The following is a 24,878-nucleotide window of genomic DNA, read 5'->3' on the forward strand; positions in this document are numbered from 1 at the left end:
GTTCCGGCGATGGTAGTCACTGCGCCAGCCCGACCGGCTCTGCCCGGCGTTGTCCTTCCAGCGGGCCGGGCGCGGGTCGGATGCGTCGTTCTCCGACGGCCAGCACCAGCGCGACGACGCCGAGCAGGGCGCCGATGAGCACCGTGGCGCGCACACCGTGGTTCGGCAGCGCGAGCCCGCCAACGAACGCGCCGGCCGTGATGCCGACGTTGACCGCAGCGGAGACCGCGGCGGCGGCGAGGTCGGAGCGCCCGGGCGCCACCTGCAGCACGAGGCCGCCGAGCGCTGCGGTGAACGCGGCGAACGCCAGCCCGGCCAGCGCGATCAGGCCGACCGACACCAACGGCTGTCGGCCGAACGTGTAGAGCCCGAGCAGTGCCGCTGATTGCAGTGCGACGGTCGTGAGCAGAGCGAGCCACGGGCTGCGGTCCAGTAGTGCGCCGACGGCGAGGATGCCGAGCACGCTGGCGATGCCGCGCGCAAACAGGATGGCCCCGACTGACGAGGCGGAGAATCCGCTGACCTCGGTGACGAAGAGGGCGACGTAGGTGTAGGCGGCGATGGCCCCGGCGGTCGCCAGGATGGCCACCACCACCAGCAACCAGAAGCGTCGGACGTCGGGCGTCGCACCTCGGGCGGCGTGCCCCTCTTCCGGCCGTGTCGAGGGCAGCAGCGCGGCCACCACGACGAGCACGACTGCGCCGAGCCCGGCCACCCCCAGGAACGAGGCTCGCCACCCGGCGCGCTCACCCAGCCAGGTGCCGGCGGGCACCCCCAGGGCCAACGCGACGGTGCCGCCGGCGAACACGACAGCGACCACCCGCCCTCGTAGTGCGGGCCGGAACAGCTCGGCTGCGGCCGGCACCACCACGGCCCAGAACAGCGCGTGGGTCGCTGCGGTGACCATCCTGGCCGCCAGGAGCAGCGTGAAGGTGCTCGTCAGCACCGTGACCGCCGTGCTGAGGACGAAGCCGGCCAGGAGTGCCGACAGCAGCCACCGGCGAGGGACCCGGCGGACCAGCGCCGTCAACGGGACCGAGGCGACCATCACCACCGCGCCGTACGCGGTGACGAGCATGCCCACCTGCGACGGCGAGACGGCCAGATCCGCCGCCATCGGGAGCAGCAGCCCGATCGGCAGCGCCTCGGCGGTGGTGTAGAGGAACGTCCCTCCGGACAAGCCGATCAACGCCCCCACTGCCCGCCCACGATCCATCAGACCCTCCCGATGTTACCGGCTAAACCATCTATGATGGAAACAGGCTAGTGGTGTCCTTCGACGACGGTCAACTGGTAAAGTGGGTTTCGATGGAAACACTTGCGGGCGTCACGCGGATGCGCCTGGTGGGCGGCAACCTCGCCCTGGACTACCTCAACACCCGTACCGGGCCGCCCGTCGGGGCCCCGGACGACGACGTGCTGGCCGGCTACCCGGAGCTGGTCGCCTGGGGCTCGTACGCGGGCGGGCTCAGCGAGCCGGAGGCGAAGGTGTTGCGCCGGCTGTCCCACGACGATCCGGACGGCGCTCAGGTCGCCTTCACCCGAGCGCTGCGCCTGCGCGACGACCTCGACGAGGTGTTCCGGGCCGTGGCCTCCGACCGCAGCCCGAGCGCGTCCGTGCTGGCCCGGCTGCGAGACGACGAAGCGGACGCGCTCCGCCACGCACGTCTCGATCGAGGACGCACGTTCAGTTGGACCTGGCGAGACGACGCGTCGCTTGCCCGGCCGACGCGGCCGGTGGTGCACGCGGCCGTCCAGCTTCTCACCACCGGCGCACTGGATCGGATCAAGGGATGCGGAGGCTGCCGCTTCCTCTTCTACGACGAGAGCAAGAACCGCAGTCGCCGTTGGTGCAGCATGGACGACTGCGGAACGTCCGAGAAGATTCGCCGCTACGTCGCCGCGCGGCGTACCCGCGCGGCGGGCTGAGCTCTGCCAGACGTGGATCTCCAGGACTGGGACCAGGTGCTCGTCCTACCTGCCGTGACCGGCACGCCCCGCACATGCTGAGCGGTGCTACGCGCCGCCGACCTGCTGGGCCAGCTCTGCGCCGGGTGAGACCGGTGCGAGCTGGGGTTGCTGCCAGGGGTCTCCGGAGGCCCCGGCGGCGAGGTGACGCTCGTAGCTGGCCACCTTGAGGTCGATGAGATCGAGGCAGTCGCGCAGCTGCGCCAGCTGCTCGGTGATGCGGCACTGGTGCTCGCGTAGCAGATCGAGTCGTTCGGCCTCGTTGCCGCTGCCCTCGCGGACGAGTTGGGCCAAGCGGCTGATCGTCGCGAGTGGCATCCCGGAGTTCCGGAACTTCACGCAGTTCGTCAGCCACTCGACGTCCCAGGCGCTGTAGACGCGCCTGCCGGACGCGTCGCGCTGCACCTCGCCGGCCAGCAGACCCGCACGCTCGTAGAGCCGTAGCGTGTGCACGCTCAACCCGGTGCGCTGCGCCACCTGCCCGATGCTCAGCCCCTGGCCCACCATGGCGTCGACCGTATCTGCTTGACCTAGACCTCGGTATAGCACCTAGCGTCCGCAGCATGACCAGCGACACGGCCCACACCATGTTCGGTGCCCACAGCACGACCGGAGACGTCCTCGCCGGGATCGACCTCAGCGGCAGGACCGCCGTCGTCACGGGTGGCTACTCCGGCCTCGGTCTCGCCACGACCCTCGCGCTCACCCGGGCCGGGGCTCGGGTCGTCGTCCCGGCCCGCAGGCCGGAGGCGGCGCGGCGCGCGCTTGCCGGCGTCGCCGGGGTCGAGGTCGACCACCTCGATCTCGCCGACCTCGCCTCGGTCCGCGCGTTCGCCGAACGCTTCCTGCACCACCATTCCGTCCTCGACATCCTGATCGCCAGTGCGGGGATCATGGCCTGCGCGGAAACCCGGGTGGGACCCGGCTGGGAAGCGCAGTTCGCGACCAACCACCTCGGCCACTACGCGCTGGTGAACCTGCTGTGGCCCGCGCTCACCGCGTCCGGCCCGGCTCGCGTCGTCTCGGTCACCTCCGGGCACAACCCGACCTGGCGCATCCGGTGGGACGACGTGCAGTTCGAGCAGGGCTACGAAAAGTGGGACGCCTACACCCAGTCCAAGCTGGCGAACATCCTGTTCGCTCGCCACCTCGACCTGCTCGGCCGACCGCACGGTGTCCACGCCTTCTCGGTCAACCCGGGCTGGATCCTCACACCCCTGCAACGACACCTTCCCGTCGAGGAGATGGTCGCCGCCGGCTGGATCGACGCGGACGGGACCCCGACGCCAGGTCTGTTCAAGACCGCCGACCAGGGCGCGGCGACCCAGGTCTGGGCTGCCACGTCACCGCACCTCGACGGGTTCGGCGGCGACTACTGCGTGGACTGCGGGATCGTCGACGGCAGCCCCACCGACAGCAGCGAGGCAGCCCGACTCTGGGCGCTGTCGGCCGACCTGACCGGCCTCGACCTCGTGCACTGAGTCTCGGCCGTTCCGCCCGCTCCGCACCGGCGCACGACACTGCATGATGGCGTCCATGAACGATGGCGTACGCCGTGCCGTGGTCGCGGCGCTCCTACAGTTGGCTGACAGCACCGACTACCAGGACCGCGCCGACGCCGGCCAGGCCATGGCGAGCTTTGTGGATGTGGCCGGGACGCGCGAGCACTCCAGCGGCTTCTCCTCGACGCCGCCGACACGTTCGTCACCCACGTGACCGCGGAAGCCCTGCTGCGGCGGATGGATGTGGTCGGTCTGGAGGCGGTGGCGCGAGCCTTGGCCACCGCCGATGACAGTCACGCCCACTGGTTGGACGCCGCAGTCCGTGGGGTTTTCCTGGTCTACGCCACCCAGCGCGACACTGCGGTACAGATGTGCGGCGTGATGGTCGAGAGCGCCGACCCGGTGCTCCGCAAGGGCGCCGCTGAACTGCGTGACATCCTGACCGAGATCGACCCGATTCTCCACCCCGCAGGTGAGAACTGACCGCGAAGAGACCGACGGCGGACCATCAGGTGCGTGCCGCGCACGTTTTGCGGTCAGGCGCTCGCCGGTTGCTCGTCGGCCAGGTCGTGAACGGCGAGTTCCCGTCGGGCCGCCGCGACGAACCGCCGCTCTGCCGCCCAGAGTTCGTTGAAGCGCTCGGCGGGCAACGCGTCGGCGTCATGGGTGGCGCGGGCCGCGGCGAGCAGCCGCGCCTGCTGCACCATCGTGCGCGACGCCGCCACGATCTCCGGTCGTCCCGCGATCAGCCGAAGTTCCGTCTTGGTCGCCTCCAACTGCTCCTTGTAGCGGGTGCCCTGCTCGTCGAAGAACGGCATGAGGTCGTGCGGGCTGTGGGGGCGGGGCACGGCGGTGATTCGAGCGGAAGGCAGGAGTACGTAGGCCACGTACTCCCGGAATGCGGTCAGGAACGTGGTGTACGCGGTGAGCCTGATGTCCCGCCACTGCCGCTGATCGTCGCGGCGCCACAGCCGGTCCTGAGCGCGGGTGGTGAGCCAGCCGCCGAGGAGGACGGCGAGCAGCGTCGTCCCGGCGGCGAGACCGGCTTGAGTGAAGTCCACGAAACCTCCCCATCGACTGAGGTTCCTCACTGTCACACGCGGTGCCAAATCGCGAGGGGCCTGGCGCGTGGGGCGCGGCCTACTGCGCCGTGCCGGCGAGCAGCCACCGCCGGACGGGGATCTCCAGCAGCACGCGCTCGCCTCCGGGGCTGACCTGCCGGCCGACGTCCCATCCGTCGTACTTGCCGGCGAACGCTTCCACGACCGTGTTCGGGAATCCGTCTCGGTGCACCCGGGCGGTGCCCTCTGCCACCACCGGGGCGTTGCCGCCTTCCAGGGCCAGGGACACCCGTGGGTCGGCCGCGACGTTGCGGACCTTGACGCTGCGGCCGTCGCAGCCGACCCACCAGGTGCCGGCGACGTAGACGAACCAGACCGGCGTCAGGTGTGGGGAGCCGTCACGCCGCAACGTGCACAGCCAGACGTTCGACTCCCGGGCCAGGCGTGCCTGGACGTCCGTCGGTGGGGTGGCGAGTGGTTCGGTCACCCCATCAGTCGATCACGACCGGAGTGGGTGGGCCAGCGAAGGCGACGATCGAGGCTGCGGACGCTTGATTTGATAGAAGCCTGTGAATAGATTGGGTGCGGGCACCGCCGGGGTCCGGGTGATCGTTCCGCCGGCGGCTGACAGGTCCACCCCGAGCCGGGCACTTCGGTCGTACGCGCCGACCAGCCGCTGTGGTGCACCGCTGCGCCGCACCCACGGTGCGTTGCCGCGTCGCGTCCGTCCAGGATGCGCACTGCCGCGCCGCCTTTCCCACAGCTCGATGGCAGAAGGACCTTTCTCATGACGATTCTCCGTGCGCGCCCCGCCCTGACCCTGGCGGTCGTCGCCGGGCTGGCCGCCGCCGTGACCGTGACCGGCTCGGCCCTGCTCACCGGTCCGGCGACGGCCGCCCAGGGTTGCCGGGTCGACTACACGCCCAACCAGTGGCCCGGCGGATTCACCGCCACCGTCAAGATCGCCCCGGGGGACACGGCCGTCTCCGGTTGGACCGCCACCTGGACGTACGCCGGGGACGAGCGCGTCACGAACGGCTGGAACGCCACCGTCAGTCAGTCCGGACCGACGGTGACCGCCCACAGCCTGTCGTACAACGGCAGCATCCCGGCCGGCGGCTCGACCGAGTTCGGTGTGCAGGGCACGTTCGGATCGAGCGGCGGCGCGCCGACCGGCTTCACACTGAACGGCGTACCGTGCAACGGCGCCACGCCGCCTCCGACGACGCCGCCTCCGACGACGCCGCCTCCGACGACGCCGCCTCCGACGACGCCGCCTCCGACGACGCCGCCTCCGACCACGCCGCCTCCGACCACGCCGCCTCCGACCACGCCGCCCCCGGCCGGGTGTGCCGGCGCTGTGCTCTGTGACGGCTTCGAGAACCAGATCGGGTCGACGCCCTCCGGCGACTGGGCGGTGGTGAGCCCGGACTGTTCCGGTGCCGGCACGGCCAGCATCGACACGGCCACGACGCACAGCGGCAACCGCGCGATCCGGATCAACGGCGCGGCCGGCTACTGCAACCATGTCTTCGTCAGGTCCACCAAGAACCTCGGCAGCGTGGGCAGTGTGAGGTACGGCCGGATCTGGATGCGGCACACCACCGCCCAGCCCACCGAGCACACCACGATGGTGGCGATGGCGGACTCCGCCGACGGCAACAAGGACCTGCGGTTGGGCGGCCAGAACGGCGCGCTGCAGTGGAACCGCGCCTCCGACGACGCGACCCTGCCCGAGCAGAGCCCGGCCGGGGTGGCGCAGAGCCTGCCGCTTCCCACCAACCGGTGGGTGTGCGTGGAGTTCATGGTGGACGGGTCGGCCGGTCAGCTGCGTACCTGGGTGGACGGCGCCGCCGTCACCGGGCTGACCGCTGACGGCGCACCGACGCACGACATCGACGGCCAGTGGTACAACCGCACCTGGCGTCCGCAGCTCACCGACCTGAAGCTTGGCTGGGAGAGCTACGGCGGCGGAGCCGACACCCTCTGGTATGACGACGTAGCGCTCGGGTCCAGCCGGATCGGCTGCTGATCCGCTGACCGAGCCGGTCGAGCGTCGCGGCCCACTCGCGAGGCGTCGCGAGCGTAGGTCCGCGTCACCCGCTTGCGCGTGGTGTTGGGCTGAGTCATGCCAGGTGCGAACTCCGTCTCGGCTCGACCGTGGGCTTCGGCAGGCGGCCTAGTCGAAGCGGTCCGCCAGCTTGGTCAGCCTGCTGACGTACGCCGGCCAGTCGTAGCCGTCGGGGACGCTGGCGCTGTCGCGCCGCCGGCCGATCACCGTGTCGTGCTGCTCGCGCATCACGTCCATGTGGCCGGCGTGGCGGGCGAGATCGCACGTCACGTGGATGATGATCTGGTACAGCGTCGTGGCCTGCTTGCCGGGCTGCCACCAGGGCACGTGTCCCGGCGCGTGGAGTGGCAGCTCGTCGATCGTCTGGTCGGCGAAGACCCCGACCCGGCGATACAGGTCGATGAGCCCGTCCTTCGTCTCGTCCTCGCGGGCGTACCAGTCCGCCTGCGGGTCCTCGTCGAACGCCGACATCGGCACGAGGTCCTCGGGTGTCGGGAACTCGCGCCCGAAGGCGAGCCCGAAGTAGCCGGCTTCGACGTTGAGGCAGTGTTTGAGGGCACCGAGCAGGTTGTTGCCGGTCGCGGTGCGGGGGAGCCGGGCATCGCGTTCGCTCAGCCCGTCCAGCTTCCAGATCAGGGCCTCGCGTGTCTCCTTGAGGTAGTGGTGCAGCGCAGCCTTCACATCGCCCGGGTCAGCCATGCCGGCCAGTCTCTCGCAAGAAGGGCCAGCCCGTTGACCCGTGATCGACTCGCAAATGCGTTGGTGGCGTGCCGGGGCGGTGCCTACCATCCGGTGATGCGTTCGCACCTGCTGGCAGTGACACTCGAGGCCGCCGATCCGGTTCCTGCGGCGCGGTTCTGGGCCGCGCTGCTGAATCGGGACGTCGTCGACGACGCCGGTGCCGCCTTCCTTCCCGGCGACGACGCCCAGCTCGGTCTCCGGTTCGTCGCGGGCCGCGCGGGTCAGCTCGGCGCCAACCGGATGCACCTGCACCTGACCAGCGTCGATGTCGACGAGCGGCAGCACACGGTGGCGACCGCGTTGAAGCTGGGTGGCGACCACCTCGACGTCGGGCAGCTGCCCGAGGAGGGGCACACAGTTCTGGCCGACCCGGCGGGTTACGCGTTCTGCGTGATCGAGCCCGGCAACGCGTACCTCGCCGGCACCGGCTTCCTCGGCGAGTTGACCTGTGACGGCACGCGGGACGTGGGCCTGTTCTGGAGCCGGGCGCTGGGCTGGCCGCTGGTGTGGGACCAGGACGAGGAGACCGCGATCCAGTCACCGCGTGGCGGCACCAAGATCGCCTGGGGCGGCCCGCCCGTGGCGCCGAAGGAGGAGCCGAACCGGCAACGCTTCGAACTCGTTCCGGCCGCGGGCGACCAGCAGGCGGCGGTCGACGAGTTGGTCTCCCTCGGCGCCGCCCGACTCGACGTCGCCGAGGACGGCGCGGTCGTGCTGGCCGACCCGGACGGCAACGAGTTCCGGGTGAGGTCCCCGGCGGCGCCACGCTAGCGTCAACTCCCGCTGCGACGACCCGGACTGCGTGCGCAAGACCCTCCCCGGTTTCCCCCACACGCTGGCCGGGCTTCAGGAGGCCTGGCAGCGCCGCTGATCCGGCCTTACGCGTCTCCCGCCACGGCCGCGATCGCGGCGTGCGGGCGGACGTCGCCCTCCCCGGGCCGTCGGAGGCGTTCGACCTCCACGAAACCGGCCCGGCTGAGCCGTTCCGAGATCTCGTCGACCGGCCAGCGATAGGCGGTCACGACCTTGTGGTCGAAGGGGCCGACCTCGTCGTGGTCGAACATGCCCAGTACCAACGCTCCGCCCGGGGCCAGTGCTCGCCGGAACTCGGCGAGCACCCCGTCCAGTTCCTCGGGCGGCAGGTGGATCAGCGAGTACCAGGCCAGGATGCCGCCGACCGAGCCGTCGACGACGTCGAGGCTCTCCAACGACCCGAGGCGGAACTCGACGTCCGGGTGGGCCGCCCGCGCGTGGGCGATGAACTCCGGGACCAGGTCGATCCCCGACGCGTCGACGCCCAGCGAACACAGGTAGCCGGTGAGATGGCCGGGGCCGCAGCCCAGGTCGAGCACCGGCCCCGTCCGGGTCGCCAGGTGCCGCGCGACGAAGGCGAGGTCGTCCGCGTCGACCTGCTCGCGTGCGCCGAACAGCCCGATGTACAGATCAGCTACGGACGCGTACGCCTGCCGGACCTTCGCCTGCCGGACCTTGCCCCTGTCCACGCCCGGCACTATACGAGTCGCGCACGGCCGCCGTGCCCGACGCTCACCGTCCGGGAGTCGGGGCCGGTTCGCCTCGTCGAGCCGGCGCTTCGTCGGCGGTGCGCCACCAGCGCCGTGACGCCAGCGCGGCCAGCCCCGCCCCGGCGGCGTTGAGGAGGACGTCGTCCACCGAGGACACCCGGTCCAGCCGCAGCACGTACTGGGCGGCCTCGACCAGGACCGAGCCGGCCGCCGCGAGCGCCAGGATCCGCGGCACCGATGCCAGCGCCGCGAACCGCAGCGGGGCGAGGAATCCCAGCGCCGCGAACACCAGCAGATTGCCGACGACCTGGACCGTAGCGGTCAACGGCCCGCCGTCGGCGACGATCGTGAGCAGGTCCCGCAAGGGCACCAGGCTCATCCGACCGGGGACGACGCCGGCCTGGTCACCCGGCAGCATGATCATCCAGATCCACGGCACCGTGCCGTAGACGATGCCGACCTCGGCCAGCGACATCCGCAACGCCGCGACACCGGTGCCACGGCGACGGTAAGTCAGCGCCCACACCGTCAGCGCGGCCAACGGCAGCACGGCCATCGTGATGAGGACGACGCCGTTGAACGTACCGAACCAGCCGTGCCACCCCTCGACCATGCGGCACCCCCTTCCCCCGACCGGTGAAAGCTACCGCCCCGGATCAGGACGCGGGGCAGCGCGCCGGTGGCCCGTTTGCCGACACCGCACCGTGGGCAGAGAACCACCATGACGAATGAACGGGGCAAGGCTGTTGGCGGCTACTTCCTGCGACTTCTCGGCGGCGTGCTGGTCATCCTCGGCATACTGGGGATCTTCAGCAGTCTGGCCGAGGGCAATCCGGTGGGGTTGATCATCGCCGGCGCCTTCGTCGTCGGTGGAGCGGTCATGCTCAAGCGTTCCGGTGGGGCCACCCGGCCGGCCTCCACGACACCGGGCACCCGTTGAGACCAACTGCTAGCTCGTCATGCCGGCACGTACACCGGCGTCATCCAGCAGGCGCGGCGGCATCGGCTGCCCGGACGCGACCACCAGCTGAACAACGACCTGAGCGAGGTGGCGACCGTCATCGGGGGCGACGCCCCCGGGTCGGCTGACCGGCGCGGTCGCTGACGGCGGCCGGTCTCCGCCTCGCCCGCCCGGCTCGACAGGTGGCGAGCTCACTGTGGATATGCTCGTCGGCAGAGCCTGGTGTGTCCCGGGTGCCGGGGCGGGAGCTGATTCGAGGGCGGTCCATGAACATCGGCGAGATCGCCCGCCGGGCGGGGGTGTCCCGCAGCACCGTGTCGTACGTGTTGAGCGGGAAACGGGTCGTGTCGGAGGCGACCCGGCAGCGGATCCAGGCGGTCATCGACGAGCTGGACTACCGGCCGAACGCCAGCGCGCGGGCGTTGAAGGAGGGCCGCACCCGCACCCTCGGGTTGGTGATCCCTCCGGCGAGCCAGCGGCTGACCGACATGCAGTTGGGCTTCGTCGCCAGTGTGGTGGAGGCGGCCGCCCGCCACGACCTCGATGTGCTGCTGTCCCCGTCCGGTGGCGATCACGACCGGTCGTTCGAGCGGATCGTCACGGGTCGTCGGGTCGACGGCGTGATCCTGATGGAGATCCGACTGGAGGACGACCGGGTGACTCGGTTGTCCAAGGCCGGCCTGCCGTTCGTCACGATCGGTCGGACGGCCGAGCCGCACGGCATGAGCTGGATCGACATCGACTACGCCGGCCTGATCGCCCGGTGCGTGCACCACCTGGCCGATCTGGGGCACCGGCAGGTGGCGCTCGTGAACCGCTCCGCCGAGTTGGTGACCGCGGGTTACGGCCCCAGCCACCGCGCGCTGGCCGGTTTCCGGGCGGCTGCGGCGGAACGGGGCCTGACCGGCGTGGAGGTCTGCTGCGGCGACGACACCGCCTCCGGCGAGGCGTGCGTCGAACAGTTGCTCGCGACGCATCCGGACGTCACCGCGGTGGCGACCATCAACGAGGCCGCACTGCCCGGGATGCAGCGTGCGTTGACCAGCGCCGGGATGTCGGTGCCGGGTGACTTCTCGGTCACCGGGGTCGCCGCCCAGCACTGGGCGGAGGATTTCCGTCCCCCGCTGACCGCTGCGGACGTACCGATGGTCGAGATGGGTGCCGAGGCGGTGTCGCTGCTGCTGGAGACCATCGCCGAACGTGGAGGCGTACCCCGACACCGTCTCTACAACCCGCCCATCTCGTTGCGTTCCAGCACCGGGCCGGTCCCGGCCCGCTGAGTCCGTCCGGCCTACCCGACGGTGCTTCGCCGCTGCTCCTGCCCGGCGGCCAGGATGAGATAACTGCTGGCCGTCCAGGTGTACGCGCGGTCCCGGAGCCCGGCACCGGTCTCGGCGTCGAAGTTCTCCGCGAACCCGGACTTCTCGCACAGTGCGAGGAACCGTCGACTGATGTCGTCGGCGATCCTGGTCTGCCCGGCCCGCCGCAGGCCATCCTCGACCAGGACGGTGGAGGGCGCCCAGATCGGGCCACGCCAGTAGCCGTCGGCGACGTAGTGGGCCGAGTCGGTCGGCTCGGTGGCCAGCCCGTGCGTGGTGAGGTGGGTTTCGACGCCTCGCGCCAGGGCGGCGGCGACCGGCGCGGGCAGGTCGGCTCCGAGTGCGATGGGCATCAGGTCGAGCAGACTGCGGCTCGCCCGCCGATGGCCCGTGTGCGGGCTGCGGGCCATGAACCGTTCGCCGTCCCAGAGGTCGTGGAGCATGGCCGCGCAGATCCGGTCGGCCTCCCGGGACCACTGCTCGGCGGGCTCACCCAGCTCGGCGGCGAGGTCGGCCAGGCAGCGAAGCTGCGAGACCAGGAACGCGGCGAGGTCGGCCGTCTGCAGGACCCGGCCGTCGTCGAAGGTGGTCGCGTTGTCCCAGCCGCTGTCGTTGCCGTGCTGGTAGTGGGGCAGGTCCTGGCCGGGCGCTCGACGCGCGTCGAGCCAGAACCGGGTCCACCGGGCCAGCCGGTCGTACGTCTGGGCCAGCGCCGCCCGGTCCGGCGGCCGGGGCAGGCGTCGACGCAGGTGTCGCAGCGCCCAGCCGTGGATGGGGGGCTTGACGAAGTTGTGCAGGACCTCGGAGTGGGTGACCGAGTCGGGTAGGGCGCCTGCCTCGTCCTGGTGGTCGAAGGGCAGCTGGAACTGGTGCCAGGCCAGCTCCGGCTCCCCGGCGGCCAGGGCGATCGCGTTGAAGCAGTGGTCCCAGCTCCACACCTTGTCCATCCAGTGCTTGGACATCAGGACGGCCGGGCGGCCGACGAAGCCCGCCGGGGCGACGGTGGCCGACCACAGGACGTACGCGGCCAGTTCGGCGGCCGGCGTGTCCGGGCCACGCCATGGGGCGATCGCGTCGACGAACGCGGCGAACTCCGCGCTCCGGTCGCGACACAACTGCTCGAAGGGGACGGACCCGTCGTACGGGCGGCGGGCGGTCGCGTACTCCTCGATCGCGATCTCCCACTGTTGGTCGGCGGCGAGGTCCAGGGACCGGTCGGCGGTGCCGAGCGTCTCCACGCCGTCGGTGCGCGCGAGGGCGCCGGAGAGCACGGTGACCCGGTAGCGGCGACCGGTCTCGTACGAGGTGAACACGTGTGACCCGTCGACCGGGTCGAGGTACAGGTAGGTACCGCTGAACGGGGTCAGGGTGCCGGCGGCCGCGGCCACCCGCAGACCGAGCCGTCGCCCCCGGATCCGCAGGGTGTCCGGCCCGTCGTAGACGGCCTCGATCCGGTCGGCGCCGAGGCGCCAGGTCAGCAGCGCGGGTGTGGCGACGATCGTGGTGTCGGCGACCGTGGGGGCGAGACGCAGCACGGGGTGCAGCCCGGTCTGGTGGGAGACCAGGTGCAGATCGTCGGCGTACGTCTTCTCGGCTACCACCGGGGAGATGTTGAACCAGGATCCTCGGTAGCTGAACGGGATGTCCTGGATTCCGAACTCCGGACCGGACGGGGCGACGGTCATGGGTGGCGGGTGCCTTTCTGTGGTGCGGGTGGTCAGTCCTTGACGGCGCCGGCGGTCACGCCCATCGAGACGTAGCGCTGGGCCAGGACCAGCAGTACGGCGGCGGGGACGGAGGCGACGACGGCGGTGGCCATGATGGCGTTCCACTGCTGGTTGTTGTTGCCGATGTAGTGGTAGATGCCGAGGGTGATCGGCTGGTGGTCGCCGCCGCCGGTGAGGGTCGAGGCGAAGACGAAGTCCGACCAGGACCACAGGAACGCGAACAGCGACACCGTGACGATCGAGTTGCGGCTGACCGGCAGGACGACGGACCAGAAGGTCCGCAGTCGGCTGGCGCCGTCGACCACGGCGGCCTGGAGCAGTTCGTCGGGGATGCCGGACATGAAGGCGGTGAAGATCAGAACGGCGAACGGCACCGCGAGTGTCGTGTCGGCCAGGATCAGGCCGGGCACCGTGTTCAGGACCCCGAGACTGAGGTAGATGGCGTAGAAGCCCATCGCCATGATGATGCCGGGGATCATCTGCGCGATCAGCAGCACGAAGCTCAGCGCCGGGCCGCCGGGCGGTCGGAGCTTCGCCAGCGCGTACCCGGCGGGGGCGGCCAGCGCCACGGTCAGCGCGACAGTGCCGAGACCGACCAGGAAGCTGGTGCCGAGGTACGGCAGCTGTTGGTCGAGCACGGCCCGGTAGCCGTCCAGGGTGCCGTCGGTGGGGAACAGGTGCGGGGGACTGGCCCGCATGTCCTGGTCCCGGGTGAACGACACGTTGATCATCCAGTAGACGGGGAAGAGCATCAGCCCGGTCAGCACCAGGCCGACAGCGGTCTTCCACCAGGTCCGAGGCGTCGAGGTGGTCATCGCAGCTGCTGCCTCCGCTCGATCCGGACGTAGACGAGCCCGGCGATCAGGGCCATCACGATGAGCAGGTTGCCGACGGCCGCGCCCGGCCCGAACTCGGGCAGCAGATTGCCGAAGCCGAGCCGGTACGACCAGGTGGCGAGCGTCGCCGAGGATCCGGTCGGCCCGCCTCTGGTCATGATCCAGATGATGTCGAAGACCTTCAGCGTGTAGATCAACCCGAGCAGCAGCGTGATCGCGGAGACGGGTCGCAGCAACGGGAAGGTGATCGACCAGAACCGCTGCCACCCGGTCGCGCCGTCGAGGGCGGACGCCTCGTACACCTCGGTGGGGATGGCCTGTAGGCCGCTGTGGAGCAGCACCAGGTTGAACGGGATGCCGATCCAGATGTTCGCGATGATCACCGAGGTGAGCGACCAGCCCGGCGAGGTGAGCCAGTTGACCGGGTCGACGCCGACTACGCCGAGTGCGGAATTGACCAACCCCGAGTCGCTGTTGAGCAGCCACGACCAGGTCGACGCCGAGACGATCAACGGCAGCAGCCACGGTACGAGGAACAGCGCCCGCAGGGTGCGCGACAGCGGGAAGTGTTGGTGGAAGAAGAGCGCCAGAGCCATACCGATGGCGAACTGGAAGACGAGTGACGCGCCGGTGAAGACCACTGTGTGCGTCAGCGTCGGCACGAAGGCCGGGTCGGTCAGCACGGTCCGGTAGTTGTCCAGCCCGGCGAAGGGCGCGTCGCCCTGCACGAACGAGCGGACGGTGTACTCCCGCAGGCTCAGCTCGACGTTGCGGTAGAGCGGGTAGGCGTAGAAGGCCACCAGGTAAAGGGTCACCGGTGCCAGGAAGCCCCACGCGAGCCATCGGCCGGACCGGCGCTGTCGGGACGGGGTAGAGCCGGGTGGGGCGGCGGTCGCCGCCTCACCCTGGCCTCGTACGGCGGTGAAAGTCTCTGTCGTGGGGACCATGGGGTCGCTTCGGCTCGCCTACTTGCTCGTGGCGGCGGCCTGCGCGGCGGTCAGCGCCTCGGCCGGCGACTTCCCGCCGCTGAGCGCCGCCTGCACGGCGGTCCACAGTGATTCGGAGATCTTCGGGTACTTCGTGCCGAGGTTGTCGCCGGTGCGGCCCTTGGCCGCCCGGACCGCCTCGACCCAGACCCTGAGCTTGGGGTCCGCGGTCGCCTGCCGCTCCTGGACGTCGGCGACGGGTGCGACGTAGGAGAGGGTGGTGTCGGTGGTGAGGAGGTTGTCCGCACTGGTCAGGCAGGTGACGAGTTTCTGCGACGTGTCGTACCGTGCGGTGTTCTTCTGCACCGGGATGGAGACGAACTCGCCGCCGGTGGGCGCCGGGGCCGGCCCGCCCGCGCTGGCCGGGATCGCGATGGTGCCGTACGCGAAGCCGAGCTTCTCCGCGTTGGCGAGCTGCCAGGTGCCGTTCTCGGCGAAGGCGTAGTCGCCGGTGGCGAACTCCTGCCAACTCGTGGTCTGGGTGTTGTTGATGACCGAGTTCGGGGCGTGGCCCTGCTTGAGCCAGTCCGTCCAGAGGGTCAGCGCGGCCACCGCCTGCGGTGAGTCCAGACTGGTCAGTTGCGCGCCGGATCCCCAGAACCAGGGCAGGAACTGGAAGCTGCCCTCCTCGGTGCCGATCGCGGAGAAGGTGATGCCCTTCTTTCCCTTGGCCTTGACCTTGCCCAGCGCCTCGTTCAGCGACGTCCAGTCCTTGACGGAGGTGGGGTCGACACCGGCGGCGGTGAGCACGTTCTTGTTGTAGTAGAGAGCGAGGGTGTTCGCACCGATCGGCACTCCGTACGTCTTGCCCTCGCTCTGGCCCGCGCCGAGGAGGTTCTTCTCCATGGCCGAGACGTCCAGCTTGTTGTCGTCGGTGGTGGTGAGCGCGCCGGCCTCGGCCAGCGTCGAGATGACCGGGTTGTCGACGATCAGCACGTCCGGGGAGTTTCCCTGCTGGGCGGCGAGCAACGCCTTGTTGGTCAGATCGGTGGTGTCGTAGCCGGTCCGCTCGACCGTCACGCCCGCGGACGTGCCGCACTTCTTGAGCAGTGCGACCCACTCGGAGTCGTCGGCGAACTGGGGATACGGATCCCAGACGAGGTAGGCGCCGCCGTCGGCGGGCTTGTCCGAGGACGACGAGCAGGCGCTGCCGGTCGCTGCGGCCAGGGCTATCACGGCGACGGCGGCCAGGCGCCGCCGGCGGCTGAGTCCGGTCATGTGGTGCCTCACTTCGAGTCGATCGTCGGGGGTGGGGTGGTGTGACAGTCGCGGACCGGGCGGAGCCGGGCCATGAGGCGAATCGATTCGACGAATCGGTTCGCACGAAGATAAGGCGGTCCGTAACCGGTGGTCAAGAGACAGGCGGCCGGACGGGGAAACACAGTCTTCATCGAGCTGTCAATTCATTGACACGGTTCAGTGCCCGGTTCTACGATCCGTGCGAATCGATTCGCAAGTGCTGCCTCCGGAGAGCGTCCCCCACGCCCCACCAAGGAGCCGCCCGTGAAAACCCCGTCCCGCGGCAGGTCAGGACGAGCCGGTGCGATCGTCGCCCGACTCGTGGTCGGCCTTCTCGCCGCCACGACCGCCGTAACCGTCGTCCCATCCCCGGCCCAGGCTGCCAACGAGTCGATCAGTGTCGACTTCTCCTCGACCAGCGGTGCGCCGACCTACCGCGCCTCCGGCTGGATCTACGGCATGACCGAGAACGCCAGCGGTCCGGCCGACCACTTCTACCGCGACGTCAAGTTCCAGTACATGCGTGCCGGCGGCGCACAGCTGCCGGGGAGCGGCTGGGTCGGCGGAACCTACGACCGCCGCTGGAACTCCACGCTCGCCCAGGCGCGTCGGACCAACGCCCTCGGCGGGCAGTTCATCATCCTGCCGCACGACCTGTGGGGTGCAGACGGCGCGGGCATCTCCCGCTTCCCCGGTGACAACGGCAACTGGACCGACTACGACAACTTCCTGACCCGCCTGATCGGCGACGTCCGGGCGTCCGGCCTGTCGGTGCAGTGGGACATCTGGAACGAACCCAACATCACCATCTTCTGGAACCGCCCGATCTCCCAGTACCTCGAACTGTGGCGCCGGACCTACCAGCGCATCCGGGCGGAGTTCCCGAGCCAGCTCATCGTCGGGCCGAGCTGTGCCTGCGTACCGTCGACCACGCACACCTTCTGGAACCAGTACCTGGACTTCGTCCGCTCGACCAACACGGTGCCGGACATCGTCAGCTGGCACTCGCTGCCCGGTGACCCGGTCGCCAACGTCGCCGCCGCCAACGCCACCCTCGACCCGCGCGGCATCGCCCACCCGCGTCCGTACCAGATCAACGAATACGGCGCCCCCGACGAGCAGAACCCGGCCGACGGCGCCTGGTACATCGCCCGTCTGGAGCGGGCCAGGGCCGACGGCCTGCGGGCGAACTGGGCCAGCGGCGGCAGCCTGCACAACGACCTCGGCAACCTGTTGATCCGCAACTCGGCCGGGCAGCACCAGCCCAAGGGTGAGTGGTGGAACTACCGCTTCTACGCCTCCCAGACCGGGCAGATCGTCGGGGTGACCCCGAGTCAGTCGTACGACGCGTACGCCACGAAGGCCGCCGGCTCGGCGAAGGTGCTGATCGGTGCTGGTCGTACCACCGGGAACCTGACCGTCAACCTGCAACGCCTCGACACCACCGACGGCATCGTGCAGAACAACCAGGTCCGGGTGCTCACCCAGCGCATCCCGCACAACAACGGCGGTGCGGTGCAGGGGCCGGTGACGGTCTCGAACAGCGTGGTGAACGTGTCCGGCAACAACGCCACGGTGACACTGCCGTACACCAACCAGACCGACACCTACACGCTGACCCTGCTGCCTCCCGCCGACGGTGGCTTCCAGTCGGTGGCCGTGGCGCAGCACTCCCAGCAGTGCCTGAACAACGCCGGCCTGAGCACCGCCGACGGCAACGTCCAACAGCAGAACCACTGCGACGGCGGTGACCAGCAGCTCTGGAACTTCCGCCCGGTAGCCGGTGTGGCGAACACGTACACCGTGGTCAACCAGCAGAGTGGCAAGTGCCTCGACGTCAGCGGCGTGTCCACCGCCGACGGCGCGGCCGTGCACCAGTGGACCTGCCTGAACGGCCTCAACCAGCAGTTCAGTCTGCGCAAGGTGACCTACTCGGGCAACGACTCGCACGACTACCAACTGGTCGCCCGGCACAGTGGCAAGTGCGTCGACGTCAGCACGGTCTCCACGGCACCCGGTGCGCCGGTCCACCAGTGGCCCTGCAGGGCGGTCAGCGTGGGCAGCCCGTTGAACCAGACGTGGCGGGTCCTGGGGCGGTAGATGCCCTCGGCGGGGTGATGCGCTGACCGCGCGCCCGGCGGTCGGCGCACCTCCCACCCATGGCATTCATTGACATGAATAAAGCAAAGATCCTACCATTCGTTGCGAATCGATTCGCCGACTCCACCGCCGCCCGTCGCGTGTCGATCATCCCCCGCCTCTGCGACTCCGAGGAGCCACCTCGTGCGAACCCCGTCCCCCGGTGGGCCAGGAAAGGCCCCCGATCCCGTCCCGAGACGCCGTCGCGTCCGACGTCTGAGCGTTCTGGCCGCAGCCCTGGTCGGCGTGCTCGTCGGTTACGGCGTCACACCCGCCACCTCACCTTTCGCCACCGAAGCCGCCGCAGCCGTGTCCGCGGCGATCGAGCCGGGGCAGGCCACCACGATCGTCGGCACCCAGTCCGGTCGCTGCGTCGAGGTGCCGAACTCCAGCACCACCAACGGCACCCAGACCCAACTGTGGGACTGCAACGGCAGCGCCGGTCAGACCTGGACCTGGACGTCGAGCAGACAGCTCACTGTGTACGGCAACAAGTGCCTGGACGCCTCGGGCCGAGGCACCACCAACGGCACTCAGGCGATCATCTGGGACTGCAACGGCCAGAACAACCAACAGTGGAACGTCAACAGCAACGGCACCATCACCGGTGTGCAGTCCGGGCTCTGTCTGGACGCCAACGCCGCCGCCACCGCGAACGGCACCAAGCTGATCCTCTGGGCCTGCAACGGCGGCACCAACCAGCAGTGGACCTCGCCGAGCACGCCACCGCCCACCACCCCACCGCCGAGCGGCGCGCGCCCGTGCGACATCTACGCCTCCGGCGGCACCCCGTGCATCGCCGCACACAGCACGACGCGTGCTCTCTACGCGGCGTACGCCGGCAACCTCTACCAGGTGCGACGCTCGTCGGACAACACGACCCGCAACATTGCGGTGTCCGGCGCGGGCGGCACCGCCGTCGCGGCGACGCAGGACTCCTTCTGCTCCGGCACGACCTGCGTGATCACCGTCGTCTTCGACCAGTCCGGTCGCGGGAACGACCTCTGGTACCAGGGCTCCAGCGTCGTGCCGGGCTCGCCGCAGAGCAAGCCGGCGATCGCGACGTCGGAGTCGCTGACCGTGGGCGGAGCCAAGGCGTACTCGCTCTACATCAACCCGGGTAACAGCTACTGGCGCGACGGGCACCTCACCGGCGTGCCGACCGGCGCTGCTCCTGAGGGCATGTACATGGTCACCAGCGGCACCCACGTCAACAGCGGCTGCTGCTTCGACTACGGCAACAGCGAGACGACCAGGAAGGCCGACGCCGCCGGGGCGATGGACGCCATCAACTTCAGCAAGCAGTGCTGGTTCGGCGGCTGCTCCGGCAGCGGGCCCTGGGTGCAGGCGGACCTGGAGTGGGGCCTCTTCCCGGGCGGCAGCCAGACCTGGAACCCGAACCAGCGCGCGTTCACCAGCAAGTTCGTCACCGCGACGCTGAAGAACAACGGTACGACCCGCTTCGCCATCAAGGGCAGCGACGCCCAGTCCGGCAGTCTCTACACGCTGTACGACGGCTCGCTCCCGCCCGGATACAGCCCGATGAAGAAGCAGGGCGCGATCATCCTGGGCAGTGGTGGTGACTGCTGCAAGCCCGACGGCGGCGCGAACCTGAGCGCCGGCACCTTCTACGAGGGGGCCATGGTCGCCGGCTACCCGTCCGACGCGACCGAGAACGCGGTGCAGGCCAGCGTGGTGAGCGCCGGTTACCGCTGACCCCGGCGACGTCCGAACGAGTCGTGCGCCGGTCACCAGATGTCGTGGTGACCGGCGCACGGTGTCGACGCGGGCCCGGTCTCAGGCGATGGTGCAGGACGCGCCGTTGAGGGTGAACGAGGACGGTCTGGCGTTGTTGCCGCTGTGGGTGGCCTGGAAGCCGATGGTCACCGAGCCGTTGGCGGGGATGCCGCCGTTGTAGGAGACGTTCCGGGCCGTCACCTGCCCGGAGCTGGGCGAGTAGGTGGCGTTCCAGCCCGAGGTGATGGTCTGCCCGCTCGGCAGGGTGAAGACCAGGGACCAGCCGTTGACGGCGCTGGTGCCGGTGTTGGTGATGGTGATGTTCTCGGTCAGGCCGTTGTTCCAGGCGTTGACGGCGACGGCCACCCGGCAGGCGCCGTTGGTCGGCGGCGGCGTGGTCGGGGGCGGCGTGGTGGGCGGGGGCGTGGTGGGCGGCGGCGTGGTGGGCGGCGGCGTGGTCGGGGGTGGGGTGGTCGGCGGCGGCGTCGTGGGGTTGGTCAGACCGAAGAACTGCACGGCAGCGGCGGCCATACCGCCGGAGGGCAGGCTGTGCCCGGCGCCCTGGATGCTGTACGCCTCGACCTGGACGGTGCCGCTGGAGTCGGCGTACCGACGCCGGTTCCAGTTGGCCTGGGGTGTGTCGGTGGAGGTCGGCGTCTGGCTCAGGCCGAACACGTTCGTCCACTGCTCGATCGTCTCCTGCAGCAGTGAGTACGGGACGAGCGTGTCGCTGGTGCCGTGCCAGAGCTGCACGCGCGGGCGGGGCCCGGAGTAGCCCGGGTACGCCTGACGGACCGCGTCACCCCACTGCTGCGGAGTGCGGTTCATGTTTCCGCCGGTGCACTGGCTGCTGCCGGGCGGGTAGTCGGCCGCGTTGGCGAAGCAGTTGAACGGCACGCCCATGAACGCGGCGCCGGCCTTGAACACGTCAGGGTAGAGCGCCAGCATGTGGTTGGTCATCATGCCGCCGGACGAGCTGCCGGTGGCGTAGACCCGGTCCGGGTCGGCCGCGTACTGCTGTTGCACGTACCGGATCATCGAGATGATCGACACCGGGTCACTGCCCCCACCACGCCGCTTGGCGGCGTCCGACCAGGTGTCGAAGCAGTTGCCGAAGCCGGCCTGCTGGGTGGCGGACGGGTAGATCACGATGTAGCCGTAGCGGTCGGCGAGGCTGGCGAACTCGCTTCCGGAGTAGAAGCCGGGGCCAGATCCTCCGCAGCCGTGCATGGCCACCACCGTCGCCGGCTTGGCCGGGCGGTTGTCCGGTACGTAGACGTGCATGCGCATCCGCCCCGGGTTGTCCCCGAAGCTGGTCACCTCGGTCAGCGACGCCGCGTACGCGGGCCGGAGCGCGGGGACCACCAGGCCGGCTGTCACCAGCGGCAAGGCGAGGGCGAGCAGCAGTTTTCTCTTGATTCTCAACGGACGACTCCTTCGATTGCCGGTTCGGCTGGGATTGGTCGCGCGATCCGTCAGCGGGTGCGCCCGGTTCCCGCGTGATCGCGCCTGCCCGCTACCTGTGGCTTGCCCTGCCCGGCTCCGGACGGCATTGCGTGGCAATTAGTGTTCCCCTCGGGCCGACAAGTGTCAATCGAAACAACTCGATCGATAGCCGGTCCCGGGGGCGGGCGGGGCGGCAATCCGTCTACAGTCGTCACACCGTCCCTGAAGAGCACGGAGCGCCTGTGGCAAGCCCGTTCGACATCGACGAGATATATCCGGACGACGGAGACCACGAGCTCCGGCTGCCCCGACGACAGGTGGGCAACTCGCCCCAGGGGGTCGCCGTGACCCTGTTGGCGGACTACACGCTGCGGACTCGTGTCTCCCTCCCGTCCGCCGCCATCGTGGCGCTGCTCGGAGAGACCGGCGTGACGACGGCCGGGGCGCGCACCGCGATCAGCCGGCTGGCCCGCCGTGGCGTCCTGGAGGGCAGCCGACTGGGACGGCGCAGCTCGTACCGGCTCAGCCCCGCCGCGGCCGCCAGCCTCTCCGCCGGCGCCCACTGGATCCTCACCTCCACCACCTCGACGGTGCGATGGGACGGGTGCTGGACGGTCGTCGCCTTCTCGCTGCCGCAGGAGTTGAGTACGCAGCGCCGAGCCCTGCGGGCTCAGCTGCGGTGGCTCGGCTACGCGCCGTTGTACGACGGGCTGTGGATCTCGCCGCGCGAACTGAACGCCCCGGCCCGGGCTCGTCTCGAACAGCTCACCCTCGGTGCCGTGACGGTGTTTCGCGGCCGGCAGGCCCCGCTCGCGTCGGCTATTCATCGTGCCCCGATCGAGGCCTGGGACATCGAGGCGATCAGCCGGAGTTACGACGCGTTCCTCCGGCGCTGGACGCCGCTGCTGCCCGCTGTGGTGTCCGGGGAGGTCGACGGTGCCGCCGCGGTGCGGGCACGTACCGAGGTGATGGACACCTTCCGGCGGTTCCCCGCACTTGATCCGCAGTTGCCTGTGGAACTCCTCCCGAAGGGGTGGCTCCGGGGGGCGGCGCAGGAGTTGTTCGCGGCTGTCTACGACGGCCTCGCCGCGCCCGCCGAGCGACACGTTCGGGCGGTCGTCGCGCGGTTCGCCGACGGTACACAGCCCGACATCCGGGCACACACCACCGCCGACATGCTTGCCGGAGTACGTGTCGAGGCGAGCCTGGCGGAGCGGGGGCGCGGCGGGTCTGCTGGCTGACGACCGCCCGCTGCTGCGGCCGGTACGCGTCGTCGTCGCCCAGTCTCTCCTAGCTGTGAGCGATAACAGGACCACCGTCAGGCGTCTCCCGGTGGTCCGACGGTCCGGCCCGTCCGCAGGTGGCGCGACGAAAGGCAGAGATCCCCGCAGGCGGCCGGTGGTGGGCGATTCGAGGTGTTCCGGCGGAATGGCGTGAACGGCTCGTTACGACTTGACGAACGGCATGTTATCGCTCACTCTCGACATAGAGAGCGATCGCTGTGTTGGGTTCACCGGGCGAACCCTGCGGGTCGTGCCTCGGCTCCCGACGTCCCCTCCGGGCAGGCGGACGTCACCTCAGGGCTCCCGGCAGTGCCGGCGAACGCCTTCCCCAGCTGCGTGCGCCGGCACCAGGCGGCCGTCCTGACTGAAGTGGCACATCACCACCACCGATGCAACCACTGAGAAGGAACGACATGAAACCACGGAGAACGTTGCTGGCGGCGGCGACCCTCGCCGTCGCCCTCACCACCGGTATGACCGTGGCGCTGACTCCCGCAGCCGGCGCCGGCACGACGTTGAAGGCGGCGGCTGCGGAGAAGGGCCGTTACTTCGGTGCCGCCGTCGCTGTCAACAAGTTGTCCACCAGCGCGTACACGACGATCCTGAACCGTGAGTTCAACAGTGTCGTGGCTGAGAACGAGATGAAGTGGGCCTCCAACGAGCCGCAGCAGGGGGTGTTCAATCACTCCAGTGGTGATCGTCTGGTCAGTCACGCGCAGGCCAACGGGATGAGCGTGCGGGGTCACACCCTGCTGTGGCATGCGCAGCAGCCGGGTTGGGCGCAGGGCATGTCGGGTAGTGCGTTGCGCAACGCGGCGATCAACCACGTCACGCAGGTGGCGACGCATTACCGGGGGAAGATCCACTCGTGGGATGTGGTGAACGAGGCGTTCGCCGATGGTGGTTCGGGTGGGCGGCGTGACTCGAATCTGCAGCGGACGGGTAATGACTGGATCGAGGCGGCGTTCCGGGCGGCGCGGGCGGCGGATCCGGGTGCGAAGTTGTGTTACAACGACTACAACACCGACGGGATCAACGCGAAGTCGACGGGGATCTACAACATGGTGCGGGACTTCAAGTCCCGTGGTGTGCCGATCGACTGTGTGGGGTTCCAGTCGCACCTGGGTACGTCGTTGGCCTCTGACTACCAGGCGAATCTGCAGCGTTTCGCCGATCTCGGTGTGGATGTGCAGATCACCGAGTTGGACGTGATGACCGGTGGCAACCAGGCGAACATCTTCGGTGCGGTCACCCGCGCCTGCCTGGCCGTCTCCCGCTGCACCGGCATCACCACCTGGGGTGTGCGTGACTGTGACTCGTGGCGTGGCTCGGACAACGCGCTGCTGTTCGACTGCAACGGCAACAAGAAGGCCGCGTACACCGCCGTCCTGGACGCGCTCAACGGCGGCTCGACCCCGCCCACCACGCCTCCGCCGGGTTCCGGCGTGGACACCAGCGCCTGGTACGTCCTGCTGAACCGGAACAGCGGCAAGGCCCTGGACCTGTACGCCTCGGCGACCAACGACGGTGCGCGGATCAGCCAGTGGTCGCGGAACAACGGCAACAACCAGCAGTGGCAGTTCGTTGACTCGGGAGGCGGCTACTACCGGCTGAAGTCCCGACACTCCGGCAAGGTGCTCGACGTCAGCGGCTTCTCGACCGCCGACGGCGGCGCGATCGTCCAGTGGTCCGACCTCAACGGCACGAACCAGCAGTTCCGGATCGCCAACTCGTCCGACGGGTACCTGCGGCTGATCAACCGCAACAGCGGCAAGGCGGTCGAGGTGCAGGGCGCGTCCACCGCGGACGGAGGAAACGTCGTCCAGTACGCCGACTGGGGCGGCAACAACCAGCAGTGGCAGTTGGTCCGGATCGGATAGCGACCGGACAAGGTTGGTGCAAGGACAGCGGCCCGCCCCCACCCGGGGCGGGCCGCTGTTCGTGCCCGCTGAGGAGGTGCCGCTCGCCCGATCGGCGCCGCCCCATCGTCCATCGACTGTGAGCGATAACAACGGTGACGTCAAGTCACTGCTGCGTCCAGGCCCGAAGACCCGAGGGGCGTTGCCAGAGCCCATACCGCCAGCCGTGGGATCCCAAAGCGAATCGATGTCAATCGTTTGACGTATGACGTCGTTAGCGCTAATTTCACCCGCGGGCCAGGTGGCTGCCGGGAGCCAGATGGGCACCGCACACCCGGCGCGGGCCTGATCCCCGGTCGGTCCGTGGCCCGGGTCCAAGGTCGCTCGGCGGCGGCCAGATCCCATACCCCAGACGTGCTGACGCCACCACCAGTCGCCGGCACGCACGCCAGGGCACCCGCTTGCGTTCTGATCGTGGGT

Annotated in this window: 24 protein-coding genes; 12 read left to right on the forward strand and 12 right to left on the reverse strand. The window is 69.8% G+C overall.

Annotation, left to right across the window (positions count from 1 at the left end):
- Window positions 1-16: 16 nt before the first annotated feature.
- Window positions 17-1,216 (reverse strand): MFS transporter, encoded by a 1,200-nt coding sequence (locus O7614_RS10760; protein WP_278138310.1) that lies wholly within the window; start codon window positions 1,214-1,216, stop codon window positions 17-19.
- Between the two features lie 92 nt (window positions 1,217-1,308).
- Here O7614_RS10760 and O7614_RS10765 point away from each other — a divergent pair, with 92 nt between their 5' ends.
- Complete coding sequence (locus tag O7614_RS10765) at window positions 1,309-1,929, forward strand: ABATE domain-containing protein (protein WP_278138311.1); 621 nt, start codon at window positions 1,309-1,311, stop codon at window positions 1,927-1,929.
- An 87-nt stretch (window positions 1,930-2,016) separates the two neighbouring features.
- Here the strand turns inward: O7614_RS10765 and O7614_RS10770 are convergent, their stop codons facing one another.
- Window positions 2,017-2,475: a MerR family transcriptional regulator gene (locus O7614_RS10770; RefSeq protein WP_278138312.1), complete on the reverse strand. Its 459-nt coding sequence runs from the start codon at window positions 2,473-2,475 to the stop codon at window positions 2,017-2,019.
- Window positions 2,476-2,531: 56 nt separating this feature from the next.
- On the opposite strand from O7614_RS10770, the gene O7614_RS10775 reads away from it, so the two are divergent.
- The 3 genes from O7614_RS10775 to O7614_RS10785 are packed head-to-tail and all read left to right on the forward strand — an operon-like array spanning window position 2,532 to window position 3,953.
- On the forward strand, window positions 2,532-3,449 hold the full coding sequence (locus O7614_RS10775; protein ID WP_278138313.1) for an oxidoreductase: 918 nt from the start codon (window positions 2,532-2,534) through the stop codon (window positions 3,447-3,449).
- Between the two features lie 55 nt (window positions 3,450-3,504).
- Window positions 3,505-3,684: a hypothetical protein gene (locus O7614_RS10780; RefSeq protein WP_278138314.1), complete on the forward strand. Its 180-nt coding sequence runs from the start codon at window positions 3,505-3,507 to the stop codon at window positions 3,682-3,684.
- The gene (locus O7614_RS10785) at window positions 3,681-3,953 is read left to right on the forward strand and encodes a hypothetical protein (RefSeq protein WP_278138315.1); all 273 of its coding nucleotides are present in this window, start codon (window positions 3,681-3,683) and stop codon (window positions 3,951-3,953) included. Before O7614_RS10780 ends, O7614_RS10785 begins: the two co-directional genes overlap by 4 nt.
- A 53-nt stretch (window positions 3,954-4,006) precedes the next feature.
- On the opposite strand, the gene O7614_RS10790 is transcribed toward O7614_RS10785, so the two are convergent.
- Both O7614_RS10790 and O7614_RS10795 read right to left on the reverse strand, forming a co-directional pair.
- Window positions 4,007-4,531, reverse strand: a complete 525-nt coding sequence (locus O7614_RS10790; RefSeq protein ID WP_278138316.1) for a hypothetical protein — start codon at window positions 4,529-4,531, stop codon at window positions 4,007-4,009.
- A 79-nt stretch (window positions 4,532-4,610) separates the two neighbouring features.
- Window positions 4,611-5,018 (reverse strand): TIGR03618 family F420-dependent PPOX class oxidoreductase, encoded by a 408-nt coding sequence (locus tag O7614_RS10795; RefSeq protein WP_278138317.1) that lies wholly within the window; start codon window positions 5,016-5,018, stop codon window positions 4,611-4,613.
- 300 nt (window positions 5,019-5,318) lie between these two features.
- Between O7614_RS10795 and O7614_RS10800 the strand changes: the two genes are divergently transcribed.
- The gene (locus O7614_RS10800) at window positions 5,319-6,563 is read left to right on the forward strand and encodes a cellulose-binding domain-containing protein (RefSeq protein WP_278138318.1); all 1,245 of its coding nucleotides are present in this window, start codon (window positions 5,319-5,321) and stop codon (window positions 6,561-6,563) included.
- A gap of 147 nt (window positions 6,564-6,710) precedes the next feature.
- Here O7614_RS10800 and O7614_RS10805 read toward each other — a convergent pair whose 3' ends face one another.
- Window positions 6,711-7,301: a DinB family protein gene (locus O7614_RS10805; RefSeq protein ID WP_278138319.1), complete on the reverse strand. Its 591-nt coding sequence runs from the start codon at window positions 7,299-7,301 to the stop codon at window positions 6,711-6,713.
- A 96-nt stretch (window positions 7,302-7,397) separates the two neighbouring features.
- On the opposite strand from O7614_RS10805, the gene O7614_RS10810 reads away from it, so the two are divergent.
- Window positions 7,398-8,114: a VOC family protein gene (locus tag O7614_RS10810; RefSeq protein WP_278138320.1), complete on the forward strand. Its 717-nt coding sequence runs from the start codon at window positions 7,398-7,400 to the stop codon at window positions 8,112-8,114.
- A 107-nt stretch (window positions 8,115-8,221) separates the two neighbouring features.
- Here O7614_RS10810 and O7614_RS10815 read toward each other — a convergent pair whose 3' ends face one another.
- Window positions 8,222-8,845 (reverse strand): class I SAM-dependent methyltransferase, encoded by a 624-nt coding sequence (locus O7614_RS10815; RefSeq protein WP_278138321.1) that lies wholly within the window; start codon window positions 8,843-8,845, stop codon window positions 8,222-8,224.
- Window positions 8,846-8,888: 43 nt separating this feature from the next.
- Window positions 8,889-9,479, reverse strand: a complete 591-nt coding sequence (locus O7614_RS10820; RefSeq protein ID WP_278138322.1) for a VanZ family protein — start codon at window positions 9,477-9,479, stop codon at window positions 8,889-8,891.
- 108 nt (window positions 9,480-9,587) lie between these two features.
- Between O7614_RS10820 and O7614_RS10825 the strand changes: the two genes are divergently transcribed.
- The gene (locus O7614_RS10825) at window positions 9,588-9,806 is read left to right on the forward strand and encodes a hypothetical protein (protein ID WP_278138323.1); all 219 of its coding nucleotides are present in this window, start codon (window positions 9,588-9,590) and stop codon (window positions 9,804-9,806) included.
- A 287-nt stretch (window positions 9,807-10,093) separates the two neighbouring features.
- Window positions 10,094-11,107 (forward strand): LacI family DNA-binding transcriptional regulator, encoded by a 1,014-nt coding sequence (locus O7614_RS10830; RefSeq protein WP_278138324.1) that lies wholly within the window; start codon window positions 10,094-10,096, stop codon window positions 11,105-11,107.
- 11 nt (window positions 11,108-11,118) lie between these two features.
- On the opposite strand, the gene O7614_RS10835 is transcribed toward O7614_RS10830, so the two are convergent.
- The 4 genes from O7614_RS10835 to O7614_RS10850 all read right to left on the reverse strand — a co-directional run bounded on the left by O7614_RS10835 (window position 11,119) and on the right by O7614_RS10850 (window position 15,913).
- Window positions 11,119-12,831 carry a trehalase family glycosidase gene (locus O7614_RS10835; RefSeq protein WP_278138325.1) on the reverse strand — a complete coding sequence of 571 codons (1,713 nt, stop codon included), beginning with the start codon at window positions 12,829-12,831 and terminating at the stop codon, window positions 11,119-11,121.
- Between the two features lie 32 nt (window positions 12,832-12,863).
- Complete coding sequence (locus O7614_RS10840) at window positions 12,864-13,688, reverse strand: carbohydrate ABC transporter permease (RefSeq protein ID WP_278138326.1); 825 nt, start codon at window positions 13,686-13,688, stop codon at window positions 12,864-12,866.
- Window positions 13,685-14,524 carry a sugar ABC transporter permease gene (locus O7614_RS10845; RefSeq protein WP_278138327.1) on the reverse strand — a complete coding sequence of 280 codons (840 nt, stop codon included), beginning with the start codon at window positions 14,522-14,524 and terminating at the stop codon, window positions 13,685-13,687. Before O7614_RS10845 ends, O7614_RS10840 begins: the two co-directional genes overlap by 4 nt.
- A 150-nt stretch (window positions 14,525-14,674) precedes the next feature.
- On the reverse strand, window positions 14,675-15,913 hold the full coding sequence (locus O7614_RS10850) for an extracellular solute-binding protein (RefSeq protein WP_278138328.1): 1,239 nt from the start codon (window positions 15,911-15,913) through the stop codon (window positions 14,675-14,677).
- A gap of 285 nt (window positions 15,914-16,198) precedes the next feature.
- Here O7614_RS10850 and O7614_RS10855 point away from each other — a divergent pair, with 285 nt between their 5' ends.
- Both O7614_RS10855 and O7614_RS10860 read left to right on the forward strand, forming a co-directional pair.
- Window positions 16,199-18,034: an RICIN domain-containing protein gene (locus tag O7614_RS10855; RefSeq protein WP_278138329.1), complete on the forward strand. Its 1,836-nt coding sequence runs from the start codon at window positions 16,199-16,201 to the stop codon at window positions 18,032-18,034.
- A gap of 183 nt (window positions 18,035-18,217) precedes the next feature.
- Window positions 18,218-19,789: an arabinofuranosidase catalytic domain-containing protein gene (locus tag O7614_RS10860; RefSeq protein ID WP_278138330.1), complete on the forward strand. Its 1,572-nt coding sequence runs from the start codon at window positions 18,218-18,220 to the stop codon at window positions 19,787-19,789.
- Between the two features lie 81 nt (window positions 19,790-19,870).
- Here O7614_RS10860 and O7614_RS10865 read toward each other — a convergent pair whose 3' ends face one another.
- Window positions 19,871-21,235, reverse strand: a complete 1,365-nt coding sequence (locus O7614_RS10865; protein WP_278138331.1) for a PHB depolymerase family esterase — start codon at window positions 21,233-21,235, stop codon at window positions 19,871-19,873.
- Between the two features lie 263 nt (window positions 21,236-21,498).
- Here O7614_RS10865 and O7614_RS10870 point away from each other — a divergent pair, with 263 nt between their 5' ends.
- Window positions 21,499-22,497 (forward strand): PaaX family transcriptional regulator C-terminal domain-containing protein, encoded by a 999-nt coding sequence (locus O7614_RS10870; protein WP_278138332.1) that lies wholly within the window; start codon window positions 21,499-21,501, stop codon window positions 22,495-22,497.
- Between the two features lie 455 nt (window positions 22,498-22,952).
- A complete protein-coding gene (locus O7614_RS10875) occupies window positions 22,953-24,419 on the forward strand; it encodes an endo-1,4-beta-xylanase (RefSeq protein WP_278138333.1) in 1,467 nt (488 codons plus the stop codon).
- The last annotated feature ends 459 nt before the right edge of the window (window positions 24,420-24,878 follow it).

The organism is Micromonospora sp. WMMD961 (genome assembly GCF_029626145.1).
Lineage (GTDB): Bacteria > Actinomycetota > Actinomycetes > Mycobacteriales > Micromonosporaceae > Micromonospora.